The organism is Arthrobacter sp. SPG23, assembly GCF_000876655.1.
Classification (GTDB): Bacteria; Actinomycetota; Actinomycetes; order Actinomycetales; family Micrococcaceae; genus Arthrobacter.
This window is the reverse complement of the sequence record NZ_JYCN01000013.1, coordinates 1-23115: the sequence shown is the minus strand read 5'-3', so window position 1 is coordinate 23115 and position 23115 is coordinate 1. Positions and strand designations below refer to the sequence as shown.

The following is a 23115-nucleotide window of genomic DNA, read 5'->3' as shown; positions in this document are numbered from 1 at the left end:
CGTGCGCCAATCACAGTCATTGGGGGGCGCACTGAAAGGCTGCGTCGGGCTCCATGGGAGACGCCGACCCGTCGCGACGCACGATCATTACCCCAATACATGCGAAATCGCGGGATCCGAGAGCCACTTCCGCCTCGGGCGTTGTGGTGGCGTTGTAGTCCTTGCTGGGGCCGTCAGTCGACAAAAACCACTTGTAAGTGTCCCCGGGCCGAGGGTCCGGATTGACCCATGTAAACCGGACCTTTCCGGTGCTGGTCAACATGCCGGATAGGTTCACTACGTCAGGTACCGTCCCCTCACCGATGGCATCCGCCGGCGGTTTGGAAACCTGTCCGGTGGGTTCGGCAACAGGTTCCGGCCGGGATGCCCCCAGCACCAACCCCACCACGACGGCGACGACGAGCACGGCACCGCCGGCCACGGCCAGCCAGAGGTTCCGTTTGCTGTGGTCAGCAGGCTCTTCGGCTGTCGCCTCCTGCAGCGCCTGCGGCCTGTTGACGGTGGCGGCCACAGGCTCGTCGCCCCGCTCGTCCCGGCCCGCAGGACCGGACTGCCACCCGGCCGGGCGGCCGGGAGCGCCACGGTGGACGGTGGCGTCGTCGGCCGCATCGTGGCCGCCGCCGGGCCGCAGCCCTGACGCTACGCTCCCCCGCAGCATGGTGCCCTGCGACCAGTCATCGTGTTGGTCCGGACGTGCGCCCGGTCCCGGGACAGGCCCGGGAGCGGGCCCTGCCGGCGGGACCGCTGGCACGACCGGAGTGTAGGCAGAGGGCGCTGAAGGACGTGTCCTGGCCGGGAACGTCGGAGTGTTCCCCGTCTGGTCGGGGTCCACCGAGGCGATGCTGCGGACCCGGGTCTCTTCGAAGCCGTCATCCGGATGGCTTTCCTCTGCGTGGGCGTCCTCGAGGACCTCGAAGGGCGTGACAGAGAGATTCAGTTCGGCCTGGATCCGCTGCAGTGCCAGCGCAAAGGCATGGGCCGAGGAGTACCTCGAAGCGGCCGACTTCGCCATCGCCGTGGCCAGCGCGAGTTCCAGCGATTCGGGAACATCCGCGCGCCCCAGCCGGGGCACGGGCGAGTTGGTGATCCGGGAAATCAGTTCGCGCTGGGAGTTGTCGGCTCCCGGCAGGACGAACGGCGAGCGTCCGGCCAGGAGGGTGTACAGCGTGGCGCCCAGGGCCCAGACGTCCACCATGACGCCGTCCACCGGGCCGTCCCGGAACTGCTCCGGCGGGGACCACGGAATGGACATCCCGGCGTCCTCATCCGTGTCGCTGCCCAGCGTGCCGGAGATGCCGAAGTCAGTCAGTGCCGGACGGTTGTAGTCAGTGACCAGGATGTTGGCCGGTTTGATGTCGCGGTGGGCAATGCCGGCGCGGTGGGCGGTCTCGACGGCGGAGGCCACCTGGATCCCGACAGCAAGCACTTCGTCCACGCTGAACCGCTGGCGGCGGTAGCGGACGTCCAGGCTGGGCCGGGAGCAGTACTCCATGGCCAGGTAGGAGTGGCCGTCTTCGGTGACCTCGGCTTCGAAGATGGTGACGATGTAGGGGTGCGAGGACAACTGCGCCATGAGGTTTGCTTCGGATTCGAAGCGGCGCCGGGCACCCTCTGTCTTCAGGTCGGAGAGAAGCACCTTGACGGCCACCTTGCGGCGCGGCCTGTCCTGTTCGTACAGGTAGACGTCGGAGAAGCCGCCCGAACCAAGGAGGCTGACGTACGTGAATCCGGGAATGGCGGGCGGCGGTGCTACTGGCCGCTTGGTACTCATAGAATCTCCTCGAACCGCAGCGACACGTCATCGCCGAGTTCTGCAATATCACCGTCAAGAAGGATGGCCATCTCGTTCTGGGCGAGCCGCCTGGGCGGTTGCCCCTCCCGGACCAGGACGGTGCCGTTCGTGGCCTTGAGGTCGCACAGCATCACGTGCCAGCCTTCAAGGCGGACCTCAACATGGGAGCGGGAAATGTCGCCGCTGGGACTGGCCACCTGGACGAGCCGCGGCATGCCTCCGCCCTGGACCCTCGATACTGACGGCTGGCGGCCGATCACCAACGACTGGTCCAGGTCGATCAGTTCACCGGTTGACACCCGGACGCGGCCCAGCCGCGGCCTCCGGACCTGCACCGCGTCCGACGCCAGCGCCATGCCGCAGCCGGCGCACTGTGAATGCGTGGGCGGGTTGGCGTGGCCCTGCGGGCAGACACGGGCCAGGACCATGGGCCCGGTGGCCGGTTCGTTTCCGCCTGCCGGGGCGCGCACCTGCGGTGAGGTCCCGAGCCCGGCGAGGTCGCTCTTCATGATCGTTTCGCCGTCGTGGTCGCCTTCGAGTGCCGGCGGCACTGCCGCCGGGCTGCCCCAGCCCGTCATGTCTTGGGATCCGGCAGCTGAAGATCCGGCACCGAACGACGGCGGCCCTGAGGGCCGGGCGGGCTTGTCGCCGCCGGTGTTCCAGGGAACGGAATCGATCAGGCCGCCCTGGCTTGCAGGGATGAGGGGTTGGGCTGGGGCAGCGGGCTGGGCCGGGGCCGGCTGCTGCCCGGGGGCATTCTTTTGTTGCTTCGGGGCAGCCGGTTCCTGATCGCCGTCGCCGTCAGCGGTTTCTTCCGGGCTGTCCGCAGCCTCGGCAGCGGCAACGGCAGGCTCGTCCTCGGGCTCGTCCCGCACCGCGGCGTCCTCAATGCGGCGCACCACGGTCTTCTCCCACAGGTGGTCGTAACTTCCCGTCAGCTCGTTCGCTGGAAACGGGTCCTGCGATTCAGCAGGGGCGGGGGTATCGGGCACATCCGTACCGGCGTCGTCCGATCCTGCATCTTCCGAACCCGCGTCATCCGAACCCGCGTCATGCGGCAGCACGGTGACTCCGTCATCCGTGATCTGGAGGTCTTCGTCGGGAATGCCCATCACGGTTTCGGCTGATGCACCGTGTTCAGCAGGCACCTGTTCAACAGGCACTGGCTCAACAACCGCCTGTCCGACAGGCACCTGTTCAACAACCACTGGCTCAGCGGGCACGGCGTCAGCGGGAACGCAATCCACGGTGAGGCTCTGCAGCAGGACAACCCCCTCCCCCAGCGGGAGTTCAGCTGCACCGGCCGCGTTGTCCGGAACCGACACTTTGTACCATTGCGGTTCGCTGAGCCGCCGCTCCGTCCAGGTGGTGACGTCGCTGCCGTTCAACTCCACCGCTCCTGCGGCGAGGCGTGCGGTCAGCTCGACGTCGCCGCGGAGGAAGACCCGCAGGGACTCCCGGAAGTCCACAATGCCGAACCAGGGAATCTGCGCCAGCGAACCTGAGGAGGCGCTGGTCACCGCGTGCAGCACTTCGTGTGCTTCAGGCTCGCCGCCCAGGAGTTCCCAGAGCGAGTCCACCAGCGCGGACGGAGTCGCGGGCGGCAGCAGCACAGCGGTCCCTGCCCGGATCACACCAAGCCAGGTCCCCGGGGTGTAGTTAGTTGCGACCATCGTGGCGGCCCTCGTGGTCGGTTGCGGAGTGGTTCCCGGTCTCCGGATCGTCCGCGGGCTTTTCAGCGGACACCGGCGCGTCCGCGGGCTGCACGGCCCCGGGAGCCTCGGGGAGCTCCTCGGTGTCCACCTCGGTACTGTCCAGCCCGTCGCTGTCCACCTCAGCGCTGTCCAGCACCTGGGTGCGGGGCAGTGTGTCCTCGTCTTCGACGCCCGTGGCAGGCCGGGGCGCGGTGTCCGTTCCGGCGTCGTTCATCACGTTCTTGGCGTCCACAACGATCACGGTGACGTTGTCGCGCCCGCCGCTGCGCAGCGCGGCCTGGATGAGGGCGTCGACGGCATCCTGGGGGTGGCCGACGGTGCTCAGGATGCGGAACATGTGATCGTCCGTGAGCTCGGCGTTCAGCCCGTCGGAGCAGATCATGATACGGTCGCCTTCCTCGACGGGCAGCAGCCAGTAGTCAGCTTCCGTCTCGTCGCCGGTCCCCAGGGCGCGGGTCACCACGTGCCTGCGGGGGTGCACCGCCGCCTGTTCCCTGGTGATTTCGCCGGCGTCCACGAGCTCCTGGACTTCGGAATGGTCAACGGTGACCTGCGCGAATTCGCCCTGGCTCAGCCGGTAGGTCCTGGAGTCGCCGATGTTCATGACCAGCCAGTACGGGACGCCCATCTGTTCCACAACCACTACCCCGGAGAGCGTGGTGCCGGCCCGTGAGCCGGTGGCGGTGCGGATCCGTTCGTCCGCGCTGACGAGATACTGCTGGACGACGGCGGCTGTGGCCGTCCTTTCCCCGGTGGCCAGCTGCGGCATTCCGGCGAGCGTCCGCACGCATATTCCGCTGGCGATTTCGCCCGCTTCATGGCCTCCCATGCCGTCGGCGACCGCAAACACGGGGTCGGAGGCGATGAAGGAATCCTCGTTGAGTTCCCGGCGTAGGCCACGGTCGGTACCGTAGCCGCAGCTCAGTTGGAGTCCGGGCTCCCGGCCCGTTGCGGAGGTGGCTGCTGCCGGCTGGGGATTCATGCCTGTCCTAGGTGGAAGGTGCGGTCACCGAAGTGCACGGTGGACCCTGGGCGTACGTAGGCTGGTTCCCCGGCCTGCAAAGCAGTCCGGACGCCGTCCGGAGTGGTGACGGCGCTGCCGTTGGTTGAGTTGCGGTCGGTGACCCAGACGCCCCCGTTGTCCTCGCGGAGGTGCAGGTGGGTCTTGGAGATGGACCGGCCGGGATCGGCCACAGCGAGCAGCTGCGCAATGTGTTCGCCCGGAAAGCCGCTGGGATTCCGGCCGATGAGCACCGTCTGGTCAAGCTGGAAATCGCGGCCGTCGTCCAGCCTGATCCGCAGCACGGCCACCGGGGCCGGAACGGTCTGCCCGCGCATCTGCGTCCGGTCGTGGTCGTCATCGGGGTGGAGGGCCCAGCCGGGCGAAGGCACCTGGACTGCCGGGCTCTGCGCTGCCGGGCTCTGGACTGCCGGGTCCGGCAGGGTCTTGGTCTGCACCGGGTCCGGCGCGGGCTGCGCCTGGACAGCGGCGGGCGCTGCAGCGGTGGGCGCTGCAGCGGTGGGCGCTGGCGGAGCGGATGCTGCAGCGGCGGGGCCAGCCAACGGCCGGGGCTCGGCCGGCGGCTGCCACTGGTTCGGGTTCAGGGGCGGCTGCGGGATGGCGACAGGCTGGTTGAACCCCTGCTGCGCTTCCGGGGTGCGTGCCGTCACGGCGTGGCCGGTCCTTGCGGCCGCACCCGCAATCGGTGAGGTGACCTGCTGCACGGGGGGCAGGTCCAGCGGCGCGAAGCTGTAGGGGCCCTGGATGCCTCCGGTGGTCAGCGGGTTCCGGCCGGCGTTGACATCGAACATGAGGGTCTTGGCTGCGGCATCGTGCCAGCCCCTGAGCTTGCCGTTCTTGTCCCAGGCGTTGGACACCACCACAATGAAGGCCCACGCGACACCCAGCAGGACCAGGGGCGCGAGGATCCACAGGGCGGCTTCGAACCACTTGAAGACCACCAAAAACACCGCTGCCACTACTGCCAGGAGGATGCCGGCCCCGGTGATGAGGCCGCGCAGGAAGAGGGCGCCGGTGCCCGGGGCGTAGCCGTCCTGGTCGGTGCTGCGGATTCCCATCAGCCTGTTGCCGATCGTGTTGCCGGAGCGTCCCTCGATTCCGAGAAGCACCAGCATGTAGGCCACGGTGATGCCGACGGCGATGCTGCCCAGCAGCACCAGCATCGCCGTGTCGTAAATGATGAAGCCGCCGCTCTGGGTGCGGGTGATGCTGGCGAATCCAATGGTGAACATCACGATGAGAAGTGCTGCCGGCCCCACCCAGTCGAGCACCGCGGCGCCAAGGCGTCGTCCGGCCGCCGCGGGAACCACGTCCAGCTTGCCACTCATTCCGGTACCTCCCCCTAGTACGTGCCCGCCCTGTGCCTGGGCGTCTTGTGCCTGGACTCCTGGTCCGAGCCCGCCCGTTCCGGCGGCCTGTCCCTGGGCGCCCGGTACGGCGGCTTCCGTCCGGGCCTGCACTACGGGGATACTACCGGGGATCCGGCTGCCATGCGCGGCGGCCCGTTCCATCAGTTCCCACTGCGAGTGGTCGATGTTGCGGCTGTTGCGGGCGGCCCGGTTGCTCAACGGGGCGCCGCAGGCCGGGCAGAACGTCGCTCCCGGACGAATCAACTGCTGGCAGCGCTGGCAGCGCTCGGCGTCATGCGTCATGGTTCGTTGCGGTTCTCTCTCAGATCGCGCCTCAGCACGGTGGGTTCATTCTCCGGCCCGGAAGGTGCCGGGCCGGACGTCGTCTGGCCAGCGGGGGCCGGTCCTGGTCCGGCCGCCGGGGAGTCCGGCGCACCGTTCGAGCCGGGTGCCGAAGACGGGCCGTCAACCACCCTACCGGCGGGATCCGTTTTTGCCGTGCGGACAAGCTTGAGACCGCGGAGGTTGAGCGCGGTCCGGCCGTCGGACAGGAGGGAACGCGGCGAGAACCGGGCAGCCTGCCGTCTCCAAAAACCGACCGTAGCCGTCATTTCCTTCAGCGAACCGTCCACGATGGTCCAGTACTCACGGACCTCCGATTCGCTCGGCTGGCCGGCGCCGAAAATGGAGGCATCAGCGCGCCGGGCCAGCAAGGTGGTGGTGCCCGCCGTTCCCGGGAAAGCCTCACCGAGGACGACGGCGGACTCCCGCCGTGTGGCCCGGGTGTCGATGGCGGCGCCCATGTCAGTCGCGAGGCTGACCACTTCGTTCCAGCCGCCGCCGACGCGCTGCGCCGGGTGACCGTCGGAGAACCGGGCCTTGCGGCGCCGGCTCTTGAGCAGCGCGATGAGCAGCAGCGGCAGCGCCAGGATACCGATGGGGATCAGCGCGATTCCGATGGCCGTCAGGATGGGTCCCCAGAAGAGCCACGGATTGTTCTTCTTCTCGTCTGCGTCCAGCGCATCCGGGGAAGAGTCCGGCGGCAGGTCGGCCGGCTCCTGCGGCGGTGGCGGCGGCTGCAGGACCTGTGGCTTGGGCTTGGACTTGTTCTCAGGGTCCGGCGGAATCGGGACGTTGTCCTTGGGCGGCGTGGGGTCGAAGGACACCCAGCCGACGCGGTCGAAAGCGACCTCAACCCAGGCATGGACGTCCTTGCCGGTGATCTTCACTTCGCCGGCGCCGTTTTCCGGGCTCTTGGGGTCCGGGTAGAAGCCCATCACCACGCGCGAGGGGATTCCCAGGTGCCGGAGCATCAGGGACATCGCCACCGCGTACTGTTCGTCGTCGCCCAGCATCTGCTTGGCGGTCAGCAGGCTGCGGATGCGAGCCGATCCGTGCCCTGAAACGCTGGGCAGCTGGCCTTCGTCGATCAGGCCGTTGCTGAAGGCGCCCTTCTTCTGGAAATGGGCTTCGACCTGGCGGACGCGGTCGATTGCCGTCGGAGCATCGGCGGACAGATCGTTGGCCTGCGAGCCGACTACCGGCGGCACCTCCGAGGCGTCCGGGAGGGCAACCTTGGCGAAGTCGTACTGTGTCAGCTGGCCGTGTTCGAGCCTGGCGGGGTCGGACACCTGGACGGTGTAGGCATCGCCTTTCGCAAGGCCCTTGGTGGTGACCGCGGTGTCGGTTCCGGAGTTGAAGTACAGCCCGGACGCGGCACCCGAGGAATCCCCGGTGAAACTGATCCCGGTGGTGCGGCGGCCGCCCGGCAGGAAGTACCCCTGGTAGTCCTCGATGGTGATGTCCAAGGTGTAATCGTTGCTGGGGACGATGCCGTCGGAGTCGGCCAGGGTGTTCAGGGACTTGGCATCCCCCACCTTGCTGAAGTTGCCGGAGCTGTCCGGGTCCATGTTGTAGTTGGTGCCGTTGAACGCGTCCAGGGCAGCGAGCCGGACGCGTCCGTCCCGGGGCAGGCCCTTCACCACGAACAGGTTGTCGTCCTTCTTGTCCTTGACGAAGTTGCGGAAGCTGGCCAGCGGGGTGATGTAGTCCTTGGGGTCGAACGGCGGAACTATCACGTTTCGAAGGACCGTCCGGTCATCGCCGGCCGTGACCAGGGGCGAAGCCACAGCGGTGATGGCAACGCAGGCGGCGATGACGCCGGCGGCGGAGCCGAGCCGGCGCACTTTGGCGCGGCGGGCGGTGGCGGCATCCGCCTCAGGGCGGTTGACGGACACCTTGCGTGTGTCGCTGCGCCGGTGTGCGTCGCGGCGGAACGTTGCCCACGCCACGGCCACCACCGTGAGGGAGATGCCTCGTTCCACATTGAGGAAGCCGGCGTTGGTGCTGAAGGCGATGCCGGTCACGAAGAGCACCAGGACGGGCAGCAGCGGCCAGTACGGGCTCTTCAGCCGCCAGGTCATGAGTCCCGCGGCCAGCGCAGTGAGCAGGGCGCTAAGGAACGGGACGATGAGCATCCCGCCCGCGGTGCCTACCGGGACACCCACGGTGAGCATATCCTTCCAGGCAAACACGACGCCCAGCAGCAGGGTCCGAAGCGACTCGAGGGTGGGTACAAAGCCGGCGATGGCCGCATCCGGCACGGCGAACAGTGTTCCAAGAACCAGGTAGGAACCGAGCACGGCGGCGGCCGTGATGAGCGTCCCGAGCCTGAAGTGGGCATTGGCTGCGGCTATGCCGAGGCCCAGCAGGATGCCGCCGAATCCCGCGATCAGATAGTAGGGGTCGCCGCCGAAGCTCAGGCTGAACCCGAGGACCCCCAGCCCCAGCAGGACAACCAGGGCCCCGGCGTCGAGCGCGAAATGCCAGGCCGGCTGGCCGTCGCTGAATGCGGACGGCTGAGATTGCGCGGGCTGCTTGCGCGGGCGGGAAGCGGGCGCGGAGCTCATGCAGCCGCCTTTCTGAGGATGATGGCGAGGTCGGACAGGTCCCCCAGCGTCAGGACCGTAAGATCTGCGATGTTGGCGCGTGCGGGCGCGGCCCCGGTCTGGAGCCTGACAGCGAGGCTGCGGACTCCCGGCGGTACGGATGCGGCTGCCGAGCGAAGCTGGGCGGGGGTGACCCGGCTGCCCACCACGAAGAAGACCACCGAAGCGTTGGGGACCGTGTCCGCCAGTGTCCGGGCAAGGTCGACGGCGGTCTTCCGCATCGGTGTGCCCACGATCCGGGTCATGTCGTCGAGCATGTTCCGGCCGGTTTCACACCGGAGGGGCCCCTTCTGGGTGAGGACGTCGAGTTCGCGCTGTTCGCGGATGGCCTGGCGTCCGATGGAGGCGGCGGCGGAAATGGCCATCTCGAATTCCTGCTCGGAGTCGTACTCGTCGGTGTTGATGGACAGTGAGATGGCGAGGTGCGCGCGGCGGGTCTCTTCGAACTGGCGCACCATGAGTTTGTTGGTCCGTGCGGTGGTTTTCCAGTGGATGTGGCGGCGGTCGTCGCCGGGCACGTAGTCGCGGAGGGCGTGGAACGAAACGTCGGCGCTGGACAGGTCGGTGGTGGGCATGCCTTCGAGGTCGCGGATGAAGCCTGCGGCCGAACCGGCCAGGGCAACGGTCCGCGGGTGCACGTAGAGGTCTTCCGGTTCCGTCCAGAGCACCTGGCGTCGCAACAGGTGCAGGGGGTCGGCGCGGACGGAGCGCACCGGGCCCACCACAATGACGGCCCGGCGGGCGGTGGGGATGGTAAAGAGATCCTCGTGGACCTGCTGCGGTTTCATCCGCGGCAGGTGGAACACGGCGGTGGCGGCTCCCACGGGAAGTTCCAGCGCGGCCGGCAGGAGGGGGCGCGCCGAAGTATTGGAGACCGCGATGCTGCCGACGGCGCTGTCCCCCACGGCCACCCTGGTCCTGGCGAGGTCCAACACCACTCCGTAGGAGGAGCGGCCCAGGATGAATCCGACGGCAAGGACGAAGAGGACGAAGGCCGCCACGGCGGCTGCCTTCGCCTCCTGCCAGCCATAGGACTGGCCCACGCTCCACAGCAGGATGGATGCGGCCAGGACGGACCAGCCCAAAACGCTCACCACCGAAAGTACCGGCCAGACGTATCTCAGCCAGAGTTCCCGGGCTTTGGACCCGGCGGGTGCCAATGCGAGGCCGGCTGTGCCGACTGCCTCGGACCAGAGGGAGGCGGGATGGAGCCGGGTGGGCCGGCCGTCGCGGCGAAAGGGCCGTTGCAGCTGTTCAGCAAGCCGGGTCAGCGGAGTGCTGGGGGACATATGGGTGCCTTTGTTCGTGCTGGTTTACAGGGGTACCGGGATCCCGCGGCGCCGGGGCTGTCGGGGCTAGACGACAGCGGCGCGCTGCTGCGGTGCTGCCACCTCGGACAGGACGCGCGTCAACACGGCCTCGGCTGTGGCACCGGAGAACTCGGCTTCCGGATCCATCACCAGCCGGTGGGTCCAGACCACGGATGCGAGGTCCTTGATGTCGTCCGGGAGCACGAAGTTTCGGCCCTGGCTGGCCGCCCAGACCTTTGAGGCACGGACCATCGCCAGCGCGCCGCGGACGGAAACGCCGAGGCGGGTTTCCGGGGCGCTGCGGGTCTCCTCGCAAAGCCTGGAAATGTATTCCAGCACTGCGGTGTCCACGTGCGTCGTGGCGGCCAGGTCAGCCATGTCCCCGATTGCCTGCGTCGTGATCACGGGGTTGATTTCCTTCGACCGGTCCTTGAGGTTGGCGCCGCCCAGCAACTGCACCGTGGACGCGTGGTCCGGGTAGCCAATGGACGTCTTGATCAGGAAGCGGTCCAGCTGGGCTTCGGGCAGGCGGTAGGTGCCCGCCTGCTCGATCGGGTTCTGGGTTGCCATCACCATGAACGGGCGGCCGGCCTCGTATGTGGTGCCGTCCACCGTGACCCGCGATTCCTCCATGACCTCCAGGAGTGCGGACTGCGTCTTGGGCGAGGCCCGGTTGATTTCGTCCGCCAGCACGATGTTGTTGAAGATGGGGCCTTTGTGGAACTCGAACTTCTGCGTCTTCTGGTCGTAGATGGTCACGCCCGTGACGTCCGACGGCAAGAGGTCCGGGGTGAACTGAATGCGGTTGTTGGAGCCTTGCACCGTGGCCGCGAGGGCCCGGGCCAGTGAGGTCTTGCCCGTTCCGGGCGCGTCTTCGAAGAGCACGTGCCCTTCGGCCAGCATGGCGGTGAAGGTCAGGCGGATGACGTGCGACTTGCCCAGCACGGCCTGTCCTACGTTGGCAACGAGCTTCTCGAACGTTCCTGCAAACCAGTCGGCCTGCTCAGTTGTCATGGTCATGGGTAGGTCCTCTTCCGGGTGTCGGCTGACGCGGCGGGCCGATGCCCGCTTCGTCCAGCGATTAGTCTAATTGTTTGCTTGGGCCCTGATTACCCCGGCATTACCGCTTGGGCATGCCGGCCGGCGGGTTTGTGCCCAGGGACGTGGTGTCGCCGCGGGCGAAGTTGCCGCTGGCGGCTCCTGAGGTGAGGTGGTACCAGATCCTGGTACCCCACTGCACGTAGTAGTCGGCCTGCGCCGTATAGCCGGTGTCGAACCACCGTCCGGGGCTGAGGCACTGGTCCGGGTTAGTGTTCCGGTAGCTGTTCGTGCTGCTATTCGCCTCCGTGCAGGTCCTGACCGGGGTCGCCCTGATGTCCCACGACGTCGGTGCCGGCGGCGGCGGCTCCGCCCCGCTGCGCGAGGTATCGCTGCCGATGCGCCCCGCCTGGCCCGCGCTGATGGCACGGACCTCAAGGCGATGGGTTTCGCTGAAGCCTACGGTCTTCGAGAACGACCGCTGCCCGGTGTCCTGCCAGGGTCCGTTGTCCAGGCTGTACTGGTAGCCCGTCACCGCACGGCCGTTACCGCTCGGCTGGTTCCAGTTCCAGGAAACGGTCCTGTCCCCGACGCCGCTGCTGTTGCTGCCCGTCACGGTCGGCGCGAAAGCGAGCCCGTAAGGGTTGACGGTGTTGGACGCAGGGCTTGCGTCACCGGCCGTGGAACTGCGGGACGAGACGGCCCACACAACGACGGCGGTATCCGTGCCGTTGGCAGCCGGGACGACTGCTCCGCCGGCAGCAATGTTTCCGCTGCCGCCGCCCGACGTCAGACGGTACTTGTAGGTGATTTCACCAGGAGTCGATCCGTTGCGCTGGGCATCTGTCAACACCGGGAACCTCACATCGATCCTCCCGCCGTCTCCGCCGGTGTCGACGAGGGCCGCGGTGGGTTTGCCCACCATGTCCGGCTTGCCCACCGCCCGGACGGCCGCGGATTGCGCGCTCGTGCCGGAGGTGCCCGCCTTGTTGGTGGCCGACACGGTGAAGGTGTAACCCGACTCGGAGTTGTCCACCGTGACGTTCTGCGACGTCCCGGCGACCTGCTGGGTGGCGACGACGGCCCCGCCCCTCAGCGTGGTCAGTGTGTACGCCGAGATGGCATCGCCGTTGTTGTTCGGCGCCGTCCAGGTCACCCTGAGCTGGCTCTGCGTACCGACGGACTGCGCCGCTGCCGCACTGGGAGCGCCCGGAGTAACCGGGACGCCGGCAGGGATTTCCGCGGCGGAGTAGGCACTCCACTCGGAGGGTTCCTTGGCATCGTTCCGCGCGAGGACACGCACCTTGTAGGAAACGCCGTTCTGCAGCCCCTTCCACACATAGCTGAGCGAAGTCAGGTTCTGGATCTGGGCGTTCTGCCCGGCCGGAGCAGGTGAGATTTCCAGGTCGTAGGACTTGACGGGCGAGCCCTTGCTGGCCGGAGCCGTCCACGTCACGCTGAGCTGCTTGTCCCCGAACTTCAGCGCAGGGGCAACCGGGGTGTCGGGCTTGACGTCCGGGCGGACTTCGGCCGAAGCCGGGGACCGGTCGGAGTCGCCGAACTCATTCGTGGCCGTCACCTGGAAGTGGTACTTGGTGTTGTTGGTCAAACCGGTGAGCGTGCACGAGTTCGCCGGGCAGTCCTGCTTGTAGCCGCCCTCGCCGTAGACCGTGTACCTGGTAATGGGTGAGCCTCGGTCCGCGGGCGCAGTCCAGTTCAGCAGGGCCGTCTGGTCGCCCACGCTCTGGGCCTGCGGCGTGGCAGGTGCCAGCGGTTTGTCCTTGACCGTCAACCGGAGCCGGGCCGTGGCGTGCCGGGAGGCCTCCCCTGTCTTGTCCTCTACGGTGTAGGCCACCACCAGCGTTCCGGTGAAGCCGGAAGCGGGAGTCACGGTGACGTCGCTTCCGGATACTTCCACGTTGCCGAGTCCGGTTTCGACGGACGCCTGCACGATTTTCAGCGGCGTTTCCGGGAACGGGTTGGAGTCGTTGGCGAGGACATTCACGGACACGGCCTTGCCGGCGGCCGCGTTGGGCTCGACGTCGTCACTCGCCACCGGCTTCGGCCGGTTGGAGGCCGTGACGGCAAGCTGGAATGTCGCGGTTGCTTCCAGTCCCCGCGGATCCTTCGCCTTGACCTGCACGGCGCCCGAGGTGCCTGTGGCCATGGCACCGTCGACTGACGCTTTGAGGACCTTGCCGTCAATGCGGGAGTTGAAGCCGGCGGGGCCGTCGCCCACCAGCTCATACTTCATGTTGTCCACGTCGTCCCGGTCGGGGTCCGAGGTCAGCCGGCCAAGGTCCAGCTCCGCGGACTCCCCCTTCGGCACGTCCACCGAGCTTCCCAGCAGGGTGGGCGGGTTGTTCCGGTTCGGGTCCGGCAGGACCTTGGTCCGGATGCTGAGGGTCGATTTCAGTCCGGCCGGATCATCCGGGCCGGTGCCGTCCGTGACTTCAAAGCTGATGGAGCCGGGCCCCACATAGTCCTGGCCAGCGGTGTAGCTGATCGCAGTGCCGTTGCCGGCAACAGGGTCGCCGCCGTCGGAGCCGATGAGCTTGATTCGGTCTGTCTGGGTCAGTCGCGGGGACTTTCCGTCGCGGACCTTCACCCATTCCTTCAGGTCGACCGTTACCGACTGGCCGGCAACGACCTCGAGCACCTCGTCCTTGGCAAGCGTCGGCACTTGCTGGCCGATGCCCGGCACCCAGATGATGGCGGTGGATTTCTGGCCGTCCACGTCCTCCACCGTGTACGGAATCAGCTGTGGCTGCTCGGTCAGTTCCACCACCATGTTTCCGTCGGTGCCGGGCCGGGCGGTGGTGGCTTGCGTGGCGATCTTCAGGTTCTCGCCCACTCCGTCCGGATCCTCGTCGTTCTTTAGTACGGGCACGTCAACGGCGGTCTTGCCCAGGGTCTGTGCGGAGGTCACGCGGTCGTCCCGTGCGATGGGTGCCTTCAACGGAACGTCACCGCGGACGTTCACCCGGATGGTGGCCTGGGCCGATGCTCCGCGGTCGTCGACGATCGTGTAGCGGACGTTGACGGTGCCCTCGCTCGCCGGAGCCTGCAGGAGGATTCGTCCGCTGGCCTTGCTCACGGTTGCTTGGAGTTCCGCGGGCGCCTCGATGCCGTCGGCCACAATGCCGATGGGGTCGCCGTCGGGATCGGTGTCGTTCCCGATGGCGTCCACGGCGATCTGGCGTCCGGGACGGACCTGGACGTCGTCGTCAACGGGCATGGGCTTTTGGTTCGCGTCCCCGCGGGGCGCGATGCCTACGGTGACAGTGCCGGTATTGACGGCGCCCTGCCGGTCCACCACCTTGTAGCGGAAGGTGTCCGTGCCCGCGCCGTCGCCTGCCGCGGTGAAGTCGATGAAGTTGCTGCCGACAGTGGCGGTGCCCATGCCGGGGGTGCTGTCGATGCCGGTCAGCTGGACCGAGTCTCCGTCGGGATCAATGCCGTCCAGGTCCACCGGAATGCGGACAGAGCCGGCGGCCACCACCCTTGCCGTCAGGTTCTTCGGCTGCGGCCGGGAGTTCTCGGCGCCTTCCAGCGGCAGGATGTGGATGGTGACGGCCGCGGCGCTTTTCTGGCCCTGCGGGTCCACGGCGTTGTAGATGGCCCGAACCGTCTTGGGCTGGGGTCCGGCGATGAACCTGAGCGTGTTTTCGGAGACGAAGCTCTTGCCGTCGGCTTCCGCCACTGCCTGCGGCAGCACCGGATCCACGGTCAGTTTTTGGCCCTGCGGATGGGTGTCGTTGGCCAGCACGGGAATAGTGACGACGTCGTTGACGCGGACGTTCACTTCGTCCGGTTTAGGCTGGGGAGCTTCCACGACGGCGGGCGCCGGCACCGGCACCACGGAGACGCTTCCGGTGGCGGACTTCTTGCCGTTGGACATCGTGTATTGGAACATGAAGGGGTCTTTGGTGCCCAGCACGTCAGTGATGCGCAGCACGCTGTGGTCGATCACGCTCACTGAGGCCGTGGTGTTTTCCGGAAGCTGGACCGACTGCAACACCAGCACTCCGCCGGAGGGATCGGAGTCGTTGGCCAGCGGGTCAAGGAGCACGCTGCCGCCGGTCGGCATCAGCGCAACGTCATGGACCGCCACGGGATCGCCGGCGTCCTTGCCTGATTCCACATCCACGCGGATGAGTCCCTGGCTGCTTTGCGGACCGTTGCTGGCGATGTACGTAAGGTAGACGGGGCCCGCGGTTTCGCTGCGGAAGGTGAACGTGCCGCCGTCGGTGACGGGGCCGAGTTCGGCCGGGCCGGAGGCTTCCACCTGGGCGAGCCGCAGGGCTCCGCCGTTGGGGTCGACGTCGTTCTTCAGCGGTGCGATCACCAGATCCTGGCCGACGACGGCGGTCACGTGGTCGGCATTGACCACCGGCGCCAGGGCGCCTGGCGGCTGCACGTTCACCACCACCTGGCCGGTGGTGGTGTCGCGGCCGTCCCACACGGACACCGTGACGGTTTTCTTGCCGGGCGCGGCGCCGGAATCCTGGTAGGTGAGAAGCCCGTCGCGGCGGACCTTGACCTGGTCCTGGTCGTTGTCCGCCTTGGCGTCCAGCAGCACGAGGTCGTCGCCGTCGGGGTCGGTCCAGTCGGTCAGGATGTTCTGGCTGACGGTTTTGCCCTGTTCCACCAGCATGGTGGTGGGGTCGCCGCGCTTGAAGACGGGCGGCTTGTTCTCGTCAGCGCCGACGATGTTCAGGGAGACCTGTCCGCCGGCGGAGAGCCCGCGGCCGTCCGCCGCGTTGTAGCCGAAGGTTTCGGAGCCGGGCTTGGCGTCCGCCGGAACGTTGATCTGGAAGGCCGTGCCGCCGTAGATGCTTTGCAGTGTGCCCGACGTCGGCCCGGAACCGCCCACGGATGCCGTCAGGACGTCGCCGTCGGGATCGGAGTCATTGTCCAGCACGCTGAGGATAGTGGTGCGCCCCGGCCGGACGCCGACGGTGTCGGGTTTGGTTTCCGGCGGACGGTTGGGCTTGGTGCGGTCCGGCAGGATGTTGATCGTGTTGTTGTCCGCAGATTCCTGGTCCTGGTCGTTGGACTGGTTCTTGGGCGGGACGACGTCGTCCCAGTTGTTGACCAGCTGCATGTTCTGGTTCACCAGCCACACATTGCCCGAGTTCACATCGTTCAACACCACCAGCTCCCGGTTCACCCGGAACACATACGACGGCGACGCACTGGCCTTGGGCACCTCAACGTTCTTATCATCAGCATCATTCACACAGTCACGGACATACTTGTTCGCCCCCGACCACGCCGCATGAACACACCCGCCCAGCTGCACCGGCGCCGCCGGAACACCCTCACCATCAAACGACACCGCCTTCGCCTCCGAACCATCCAACGGCTGCTTCAACAACGCCTTCCGCGTCGCCACCGCAACAACATCCGACCCCGGACCGGACTGCTGCAACTTCGCATCCCGCGCATTCTCCAACGCCAGCTCACGACCACCCGGCAGGAACAACTTCCCCCGCCCCGCATCCAGGACCACCGGCTTATCCCCCACCACAGCCAGCTGCAGATCACCCGCACCCTTCAACCCGTCCCACGTGCCCGACTCAGTGGAGGTCGCTGCGCCATTGGCGTCAACAGCCGTCACAGTCACAACACCCGACTTCGGATCCGCACTGTAAATCCGGTTATCCGCACCGACAGCGGACACCAGGCCCTCCGAACCGGCCAGCACCGGTTCAGAGGCCTCCTCATCGAAACCGTTCACCGTCGACGGCGACAGAGCCCACACCTTGCCCTTGGCCGGATCCGTCACCGAAATGACCGACGAACCAAAACTGACATCAGCCGAACCCGGCAACTGCTTATCCCCGCCCAGCTGCATATTCGCCGGCGACACCTGATTCAGGGTCGAACCGGTCTCATCGTCAACAAAAACGTTCCCGGAGTTCTGCAGGATATCGAACGTCGTACTCGCCGGCGTCACCGCACCATCCAAAACACGCGACGGATAATTCAACCGGCCCACAGCATTCCTGGCTTTGCTGACAACCCAAACGCCGCCGTCGTTCAACTCCACCTCAGTGGTCTTAAACCCCGGATAAATAATCGCACCAGCCACCAACGCAGCACCGGCCACCGCAAAAACCGTGCCCGAAACCAACTTCCTGCGGCGCTCCTTGAGACCCAGCTTGCCGAACAGAGTTGTCACAAGTTTTCAAATCCCTCAAAATCGCAGCCGCCCCCAGGGCAGCGTTTCCAAAGACCCGGTACCGGGCTCTCTGTTTCCCGCGACAGCCTACCCAACCTTCCGCGGGACTGCGATGGGGAGCACTCCCCAGCCGCCTGACCTGCGGTTACGCCCGTCATGAACATTGCGGAATCCCGTGACCCTCGGGTTCGCCCAGGGTGGTATTGCCGACCTGGATGGTGCGGCCCACGAAGCGGCCGTCAGGATGCGTATTGATGCGGTACCACTTATAGGTCCCGCGGGCGTCAGGCACAGTGCGCCACATGAAACAGTTGACCGTGAAGGACGGCCCGGAGCCGTAGATCCAGGGATAGCCACGGATGACTCCGTCGCAGGTATGTTCCGCGTTCGTCGGCGACCGCCACGAGGTTTGCCCGGAGGCAGGCGCGTCAGTGCACGTGCGGTAACCGTTGACCGCCGTGTCCCAATTTGTCTTGGCCGGGCCGGACTGGGCCGTGGCTTGGGCAACGGGCCCGCCGGTGCCCACGGAGTTGACGGTTTGCACCTGGATCGAGTGCCGTTCGTCAAAGCCGCCGGTGTTCACCGTCCGTGTTCCGGACGCCGCGACAGTTTCCCAGCCCCGGCCGTCGATATTGATCCGTGTGTAAGCGACGTCGTTCGTCGCCGTCGACGGTGAGGACCAGCTGAAGCTAAGGGACTTCTGGTTCTGGCCGCCGTTCTGGCCCGACACCGAGGGCGTACCCGGGGCGCCGTACGGCGTGGCCTTGGCTGCGGCGCTGGCGTCCGAGCTTGGTGCCACGGTGGAGTTGGCCACCACGGTGATGGATGTGGCGTCACCATTCGTGAAGCCTCCCACGGTTTGCCCGGGCTTGATGGGTCCGCCCTGGCCGGTGCTGGCGTTGTAGCTGTAGCTGACTTCACCGTAGGCAGAGCCGTTGCGTTCGGCAGCGGTCAGCTCCTTGAAGTTGATGGTCACCTTCCGCCCTGCTCCCCCGGTGTCTGCCGGGGTAACGCTGACCCCCGAGACCTGGCCGAGTTTGCCGGTGGCGCGCCGCGGCGCGGATGGCGGACTGACTGCACCCTTTCCGGCTTTGTTTTCGGCCTGCACGGTGAAGGTGTACTCAGCTTCGGAGTTGTTTGCCGTGAAGTTTGCGGTTCGCACTGTGCCCGCAACTGTCTGGGTCTGCGGCGCTCCGCCGCCTCCGCTCATCGTGACGAAGTAGTTCCTGATCGGATCACCGTTGGTGTCGGGTTCCGACCAGTTAACGCGCAGCTGGTTCGTGGTTCCGACGGCTGAGGCCACGGCAGACGTCGGCGCTGCCGGAGCCGCGGGCACCCCGGCAGGATTGTCTTCGGACGAGTAGATGCCCCAGTCGGAGGGGCCAAGCTCGTTGACGGCTTGGGCGCGGACCTTGTAGCGTACGCCGTTGGTCAGTCCCGGCCAGTTGTAGTTGAGGCCGGTGACCCCGTTTTTCACGGCAACCCCGTTGGCCGGCGGCGGCGAAATCTCCAGGTTGTAGCCCTTGACGGCTGAGCCCTCGGTCTTCGCCGCAGGCCAGGCAATGACCATATTCTTGTCGCCGGCTTTGACGGTGGGTGCCTCCGGCGGCGAGGGCTTCTCATCCGGCCTGATCTCGTTGGACGCCACCGATGCCGCCGAGACCCCCACTTCGTTGGTGGCCGTGACGGTGAAAACGTACTTGACGTCGTTGGTCAGGCCACTGAGTGTGCAGGTGGTGGTGGCACAGTCCTGGCTGAAGCCGCTGGACGTAACGGTGTATTTGCTGATGGCCGCGCCGTTGTCCGACGGCGGCGCCCACTTGAGTACGGCGGTGCGGCTGCGCACGTCCGTCGCGGACGGGGCCGAGGGGGCATCCGGTTTGTCCCGGACGGTGATGCGCACACGGCCGCTCGCCTGCCGGGAGGGGTCCCCGGTCTTGTCCAGCACGGTGTAGCGAATCACCATGACTCCCTTGGAGCCCTCGGCGGGAGTGACTGTGATCGAGTCCCCGTTCACGGCAGGTGCACCGGCGGCAGAACCGGTTTCGACCGTGGCAGAGATGATCTTCAGCGGGGTTTCACCGAAAGGATTGAAATCGTTGGCGAGGACGTTGATGGTCTCGGTCCGGCCGGCGTTGGCCTTGTCGATGACGTCCTCGTTGGCGGCGGGGAGCGGCCTGTTGGAGGTGACGACGGTAGCGGTCACTGCAGCCTTCACTGCGCCGGAGCGGCCGTCGGTCACCTTGAGTGGGATGATCCCCTTGCGGCCTGCGGCGATGCCGGAGTCAGCGCTGACCTTGAGCGTCTGCCCCTCAATGGTTGCCTTGAAACCTTCCGGCAGGGTGCCGTCCAGCTCGAAGGCGAGTTTCTCCTGGTCCCCCTCGTCAACGTCCTTGGCCAGGTTGCCCAGTTCCAGGCTGGCAGTTTCGGCCAGCGGCACCTCGAGGTCGGTTCCGCTGAACGTGGGCTCGTGGTTGGCATTGGGGTCCGGGATTACCCGGGTGATGACGGTCAGCGTGGACGTCAGCCCCTGCGGATCGTCCGGGCCGGTGCCGTCCGTCACTTCAAAGGTGACAGAGCCCGGCCCCACGTAGTCACTAAGCGCCGCGTAGCGCAGCGCGTTTCCGTTGCCGGTGATGATGTTCCCGGGGTCCGCTCCCTGGACGCGTACTTTGTCCGCCTGGGTGATCCGGGCGGTGCGCCCGTCCCGTACGCGGACGTACTCGCCCAAGTCGATGGTCGCTTCTTTGCCGGCCATCACTTCCAGGACGTCGGTGCGGGCCAGGGTGGGGTACTGCTCGCCCTGCCCTGGAACCCAGATGACCGCCGTCGCGCTTTGGCCGTCGACGTCGGTGACGGTGTACGGAACCAGCTGGTCATTCGGGGCGAGTGACACGACGACATTGCCGTCACCTCCGACGCGCGCGTTCGGGTTGCCGTCCGGCAGGGCGACCTTGAGTTCGGCGGCGACGCCGTCGGGGTCCGAGTCGTTCTTGAGGACCGGGACGTCGACGGCGGATTTGCCCAGCGTCTCGGCCGGAGTGACCACATCGTCCTGCGCGACCGGGGACTTGAGGGCGGCATCGGGACTGACCCGTACCCGGATCACGGCGCTCCCTTGGGCCTTCTTGTCGTCCTGGATCTTGTAGCTGACGCTCTCGTTGCCGGCGGCGCCGGGTGCCGTGAGCAGCACTTTGCCCCCGTCGGCGCTCTCGACCCGGAGTTCGGGGCGCGCCTCGAAGCCGTTGGCCACCAGGCCGATGGGGTCGCCGTCAGGGTCCGAGTCGTTGCTGAGTGCGTCGACGGCGATCTGGCGCCCGGGGCGGACATCCACGGCGTCGTCCACCGCAATGGGCTTCTGGTTGTTGGCCTCCGGCGGGGCAATTCCGACAATTACGGTGCCTGTGTTTTCGGCGCCGATCCGGTCCCGGACACGGTAGGTGAAGGTGTCGGTGCCGGCGGCCGTTGCGGTAGCAGTGAACTCGAGGTACCCGTCCTTCACCACGGCCGTTCCCATTGCCGGAGCCTTGTCCACGCCGATCAGCTGCACGGAGTCGCCGTCGGAATCGATCCCGTCCAAGGGCACCGGAATCCGCACCACCATCCCGGCCACCACGCGCGCGGTCAGGTTCTTCGGCTCGGGACGGGTGTTCCGTTCGTCGTCGCGGGCACGGATGCGGATGGTGACCTGCTGGGAGTCCGACTGCCCGGATTCATTGGTGACCTTGTAGATCGCATAGACCGTCTTGGGAACGTCCCCGGCGATGAAGCGCAGGGTGCCGCCGGAGCGGAACATGCGGCCGTCGGCGTCGTCGGGCTTCTGCGCCAGTTCGGGTTCAAGGGTGAGCTTGCCGCCGTTGGGGTCGGTGTCGTTCTCCAGCACCGGGATGGTGACGACGTCGCCCGCCCGGACCGATACCTCGTCAGGCTTGGCCTGCGGGGCCTGGAGCTTGGCCGGTGCCGGCACCACCAGCACGGCGATGTCTCCGCTGGCGGAGGCCTTGCCATTCGAAATCGTGTACTTGACGTTGAGCTGCCCCTCTGCCCGGATGTCGGTGATCCTGATGACCGAGTGGTCCAGCACCGATGCGCTGACCGGCTGGCCCTCGGCCGCTGTGACGGATTGAACCACCAGCACGCCGCCCGAGGGGTCAGAATCGTTGCCGAGGACGTCCACCAGCACACTGCCGCCGCTGGGCAGCAGGGCGGTGTCGCGGACGGCGACGGGGGCGCCGTCGCCGTTGCCGGGAACTACGTCCACGCGTACCAACTGCTGTGCGCTGGCCGGGCCGTTGGTCACGAGATAGGTCACATAGTGGGCGCCCTCGGCAGTGGAGTTGAAGGTGAAGGTCTGCTGGTCCGCTCCCATGGTGGCAGTGGAGTTTCCGTCGGGAGTGACCTGGGCGAGCCGGAGCGCGCCGCCCTGCGGGTCCGAATCGTTCTTCAGCGGGGCGATGACCGTGTCCACGCCCGCGACGGCGACGATGTGGTCTGCGTTGGCGATCGGCGGAAGCGCTCCCGGGGCCCGCACATCCACGGTGACCTTGTCTTCGGCAGTGGACTGGCCGTCCGAGACCGTAACGGTGACTACTTTGCGGCCGGGCTCGGAGCCGCCGTCCTGGAAGCTGAGCAGTCCGTCCGGCCGGGCTTTGACCTGGTCCCGGGGGTCGCTGCTGGTGGCGCTGACGACGTACAGGTCGTCGCCGTCGGGGTCGGTCCAGTCGGTCAGGATGTTCTGGCTGACGAGCTTGCCGGCCTGCACCACCAGGGTGGTGTTGCGGTTCGGCTTCCGGCGGGGGGCCGAGTTCTCCCCTGGCGGGATGATGTTGAGGGTGACATCGGAGGAGGCGCTGAGGCCGCGGCCGTCGTCCACGGAGTATTTGAATGTCTCGGAGCCGGTCTTGTCCGCCGGCACGCTGACCTGGAAACCGGTGGAACCGTAGATCGGGGCAAGGAGCCCGGAGCTGATCGCATCCGGGGCGCGGACCGTGAGGATGTCGCCGTCCGGGTCGGTGTCGTTGTCCAGGACGGGGAGGATGGCGGTCTTGCCCGCGCGGACTCCGAAGGTGTCCGGTTTGGCAACCGGCGCACTGTTGGGCTTGGTCCGGTCCGGCAGCACGGTCTGCTGCACCTCGTCCGCTGAGTCCTTGTCCGCGTCATCCGAGGTCTGCTGCGGCGGGATAACGTCGTCCCAGTTGTTGACCAGCTGCATGTTCTGGTTCACCAGCCACACATTGCCCGAGTTCACATCGTTCAAGACCACCAGCTCCCGGTTCACCCGGAACACATACGACGGCGACGCACTCGCCTTAGGCACCTCAACGTTCTTATCATCAGCATCATTCACACAGTCACGGACATACTTGTTCGCCCCCGACCACGCCGCATGAACACACCCGCCCAGCTGCACCGGCGCCGCCGGAACACCCTCACCATCAAACGACACCGCCTTCGCCGCCGAACCATCCAACGGCTGCTTCAACAACGCCTTCCGCGTCGCCACCGCAACAACATCCGACCCCGGACCGGACTGCTGCAACTTCGCATCCCGCGCATTCTCCAACGCCAGCTCACGACCACCCGGCAGGAACAACTTCCCCCGCCCCGCATCCAGGACCACCGGCTTATCCCCCACCACAGCCAGCTGCAGATCACCCGCACCCTTCAACCCGTCCCACGTGCCCGACTCAGTGGAGGTCGCTGCGCCATTGGCGTCAACAGCCGTCACAGTCACAACACCCGACTTCGGATCCGC

At 67.0% G+C, this 23115-nt stretch carries 9 protein-coding genes; all 9 read right to left on the bottom strand.

Annotated features, from left to right (window positions below; all coding sequences use genetic code 11):
• Window positions 1-16: 16 nt before the first annotated feature.
• A complete protein-coding gene (locus TV39_RS06080) occupies window positions 17-1771 on the bottom strand; it encodes a serine/threonine-protein kinase (protein WP_043479684.1) in 1755 nt (584 codons plus the stop codon).
• Window positions 1768-3465: an FHA domain-containing protein gene (locus TV39_RS06075; RefSeq protein ID WP_043479682.1), complete on the bottom strand. Its 1698-nt coding sequence runs from the start codon at window positions 3463-3465 to the stop codon at window positions 1768-1770. The genes TV39_RS06080 and TV39_RS06075 overlap by 4 nt, the downstream gene beginning before the upstream one ends.
• Window positions 3452-4489, bottom strand: a complete 1038-nt coding sequence (locus TV39_RS06070; RefSeq protein WP_043479680.1) for a PP2C family protein-serine/threonine phosphatase — start codon at window positions 4487-4489, stop codon at window positions 3452-3454. Before TV39_RS06070 ends, TV39_RS06075 begins: the two co-directional genes overlap by 14 nt.
• The gene (locus TV39_RS06065; RefSeq protein ID WP_043479678.1) at window positions 4486-6180 is read right to left on the bottom strand and encodes an RDD family protein; all 1695 of its coding nucleotides are present in this window, start codon (window positions 6178-6180) and stop codon (window positions 4486-4488) included. Before TV39_RS06065 ends, TV39_RS06070 begins: the two co-directional genes overlap by 4 nt.
• Entirely contained in the window at window positions 6177-8786 is a 2610-nt protein-coding gene (locus tag TV39_RS06060; protein ID WP_043479677.1) for a transglutaminase family protein, read from the bottom strand. Before TV39_RS06060 ends, TV39_RS06065 begins: the two co-directional genes overlap by 4 nt.
• Window positions 8783-10114 (bottom strand): DUF58 domain-containing protein, encoded by a 1332-nt coding sequence (locus tag TV39_RS06055; protein ID WP_043479675.1) that lies wholly within the window; start codon window positions 10112-10114, stop codon window positions 8783-8785. Before TV39_RS06055 ends, TV39_RS06060 begins: the two co-directional genes overlap by 4 nt.
• A gap of 66 nt (window positions 10115-10180) precedes the next feature.
• Entirely contained in the window at window positions 10181-11155 is a 975-nt protein-coding gene (locus TV39_RS06050) for an AAA family ATPase (RefSeq protein ID WP_043479674.1), read from the bottom strand.
• A 100-nt stretch (window positions 11156-11255) separates the two neighbouring features.
• Window positions 11256-17360 carry an Ig-like domain-containing protein gene (locus TV39_RS06045; RefSeq protein ID WP_043479672.1) on the bottom strand — a complete coding sequence of 2035 codons (6105 nt, stop codon included), beginning with the start codon at window positions 17358-17360 and terminating at the stop codon, window positions 11256-11258.
• 154 nt (window positions 17361-17514) lie between these two features.
• Window positions 17515-23115: Ig-like domain-containing protein (locus TV39_RS06040; protein WP_043479670.1), on the bottom strand; the 5601-nt coding region annotated here is incomplete at its 5' end.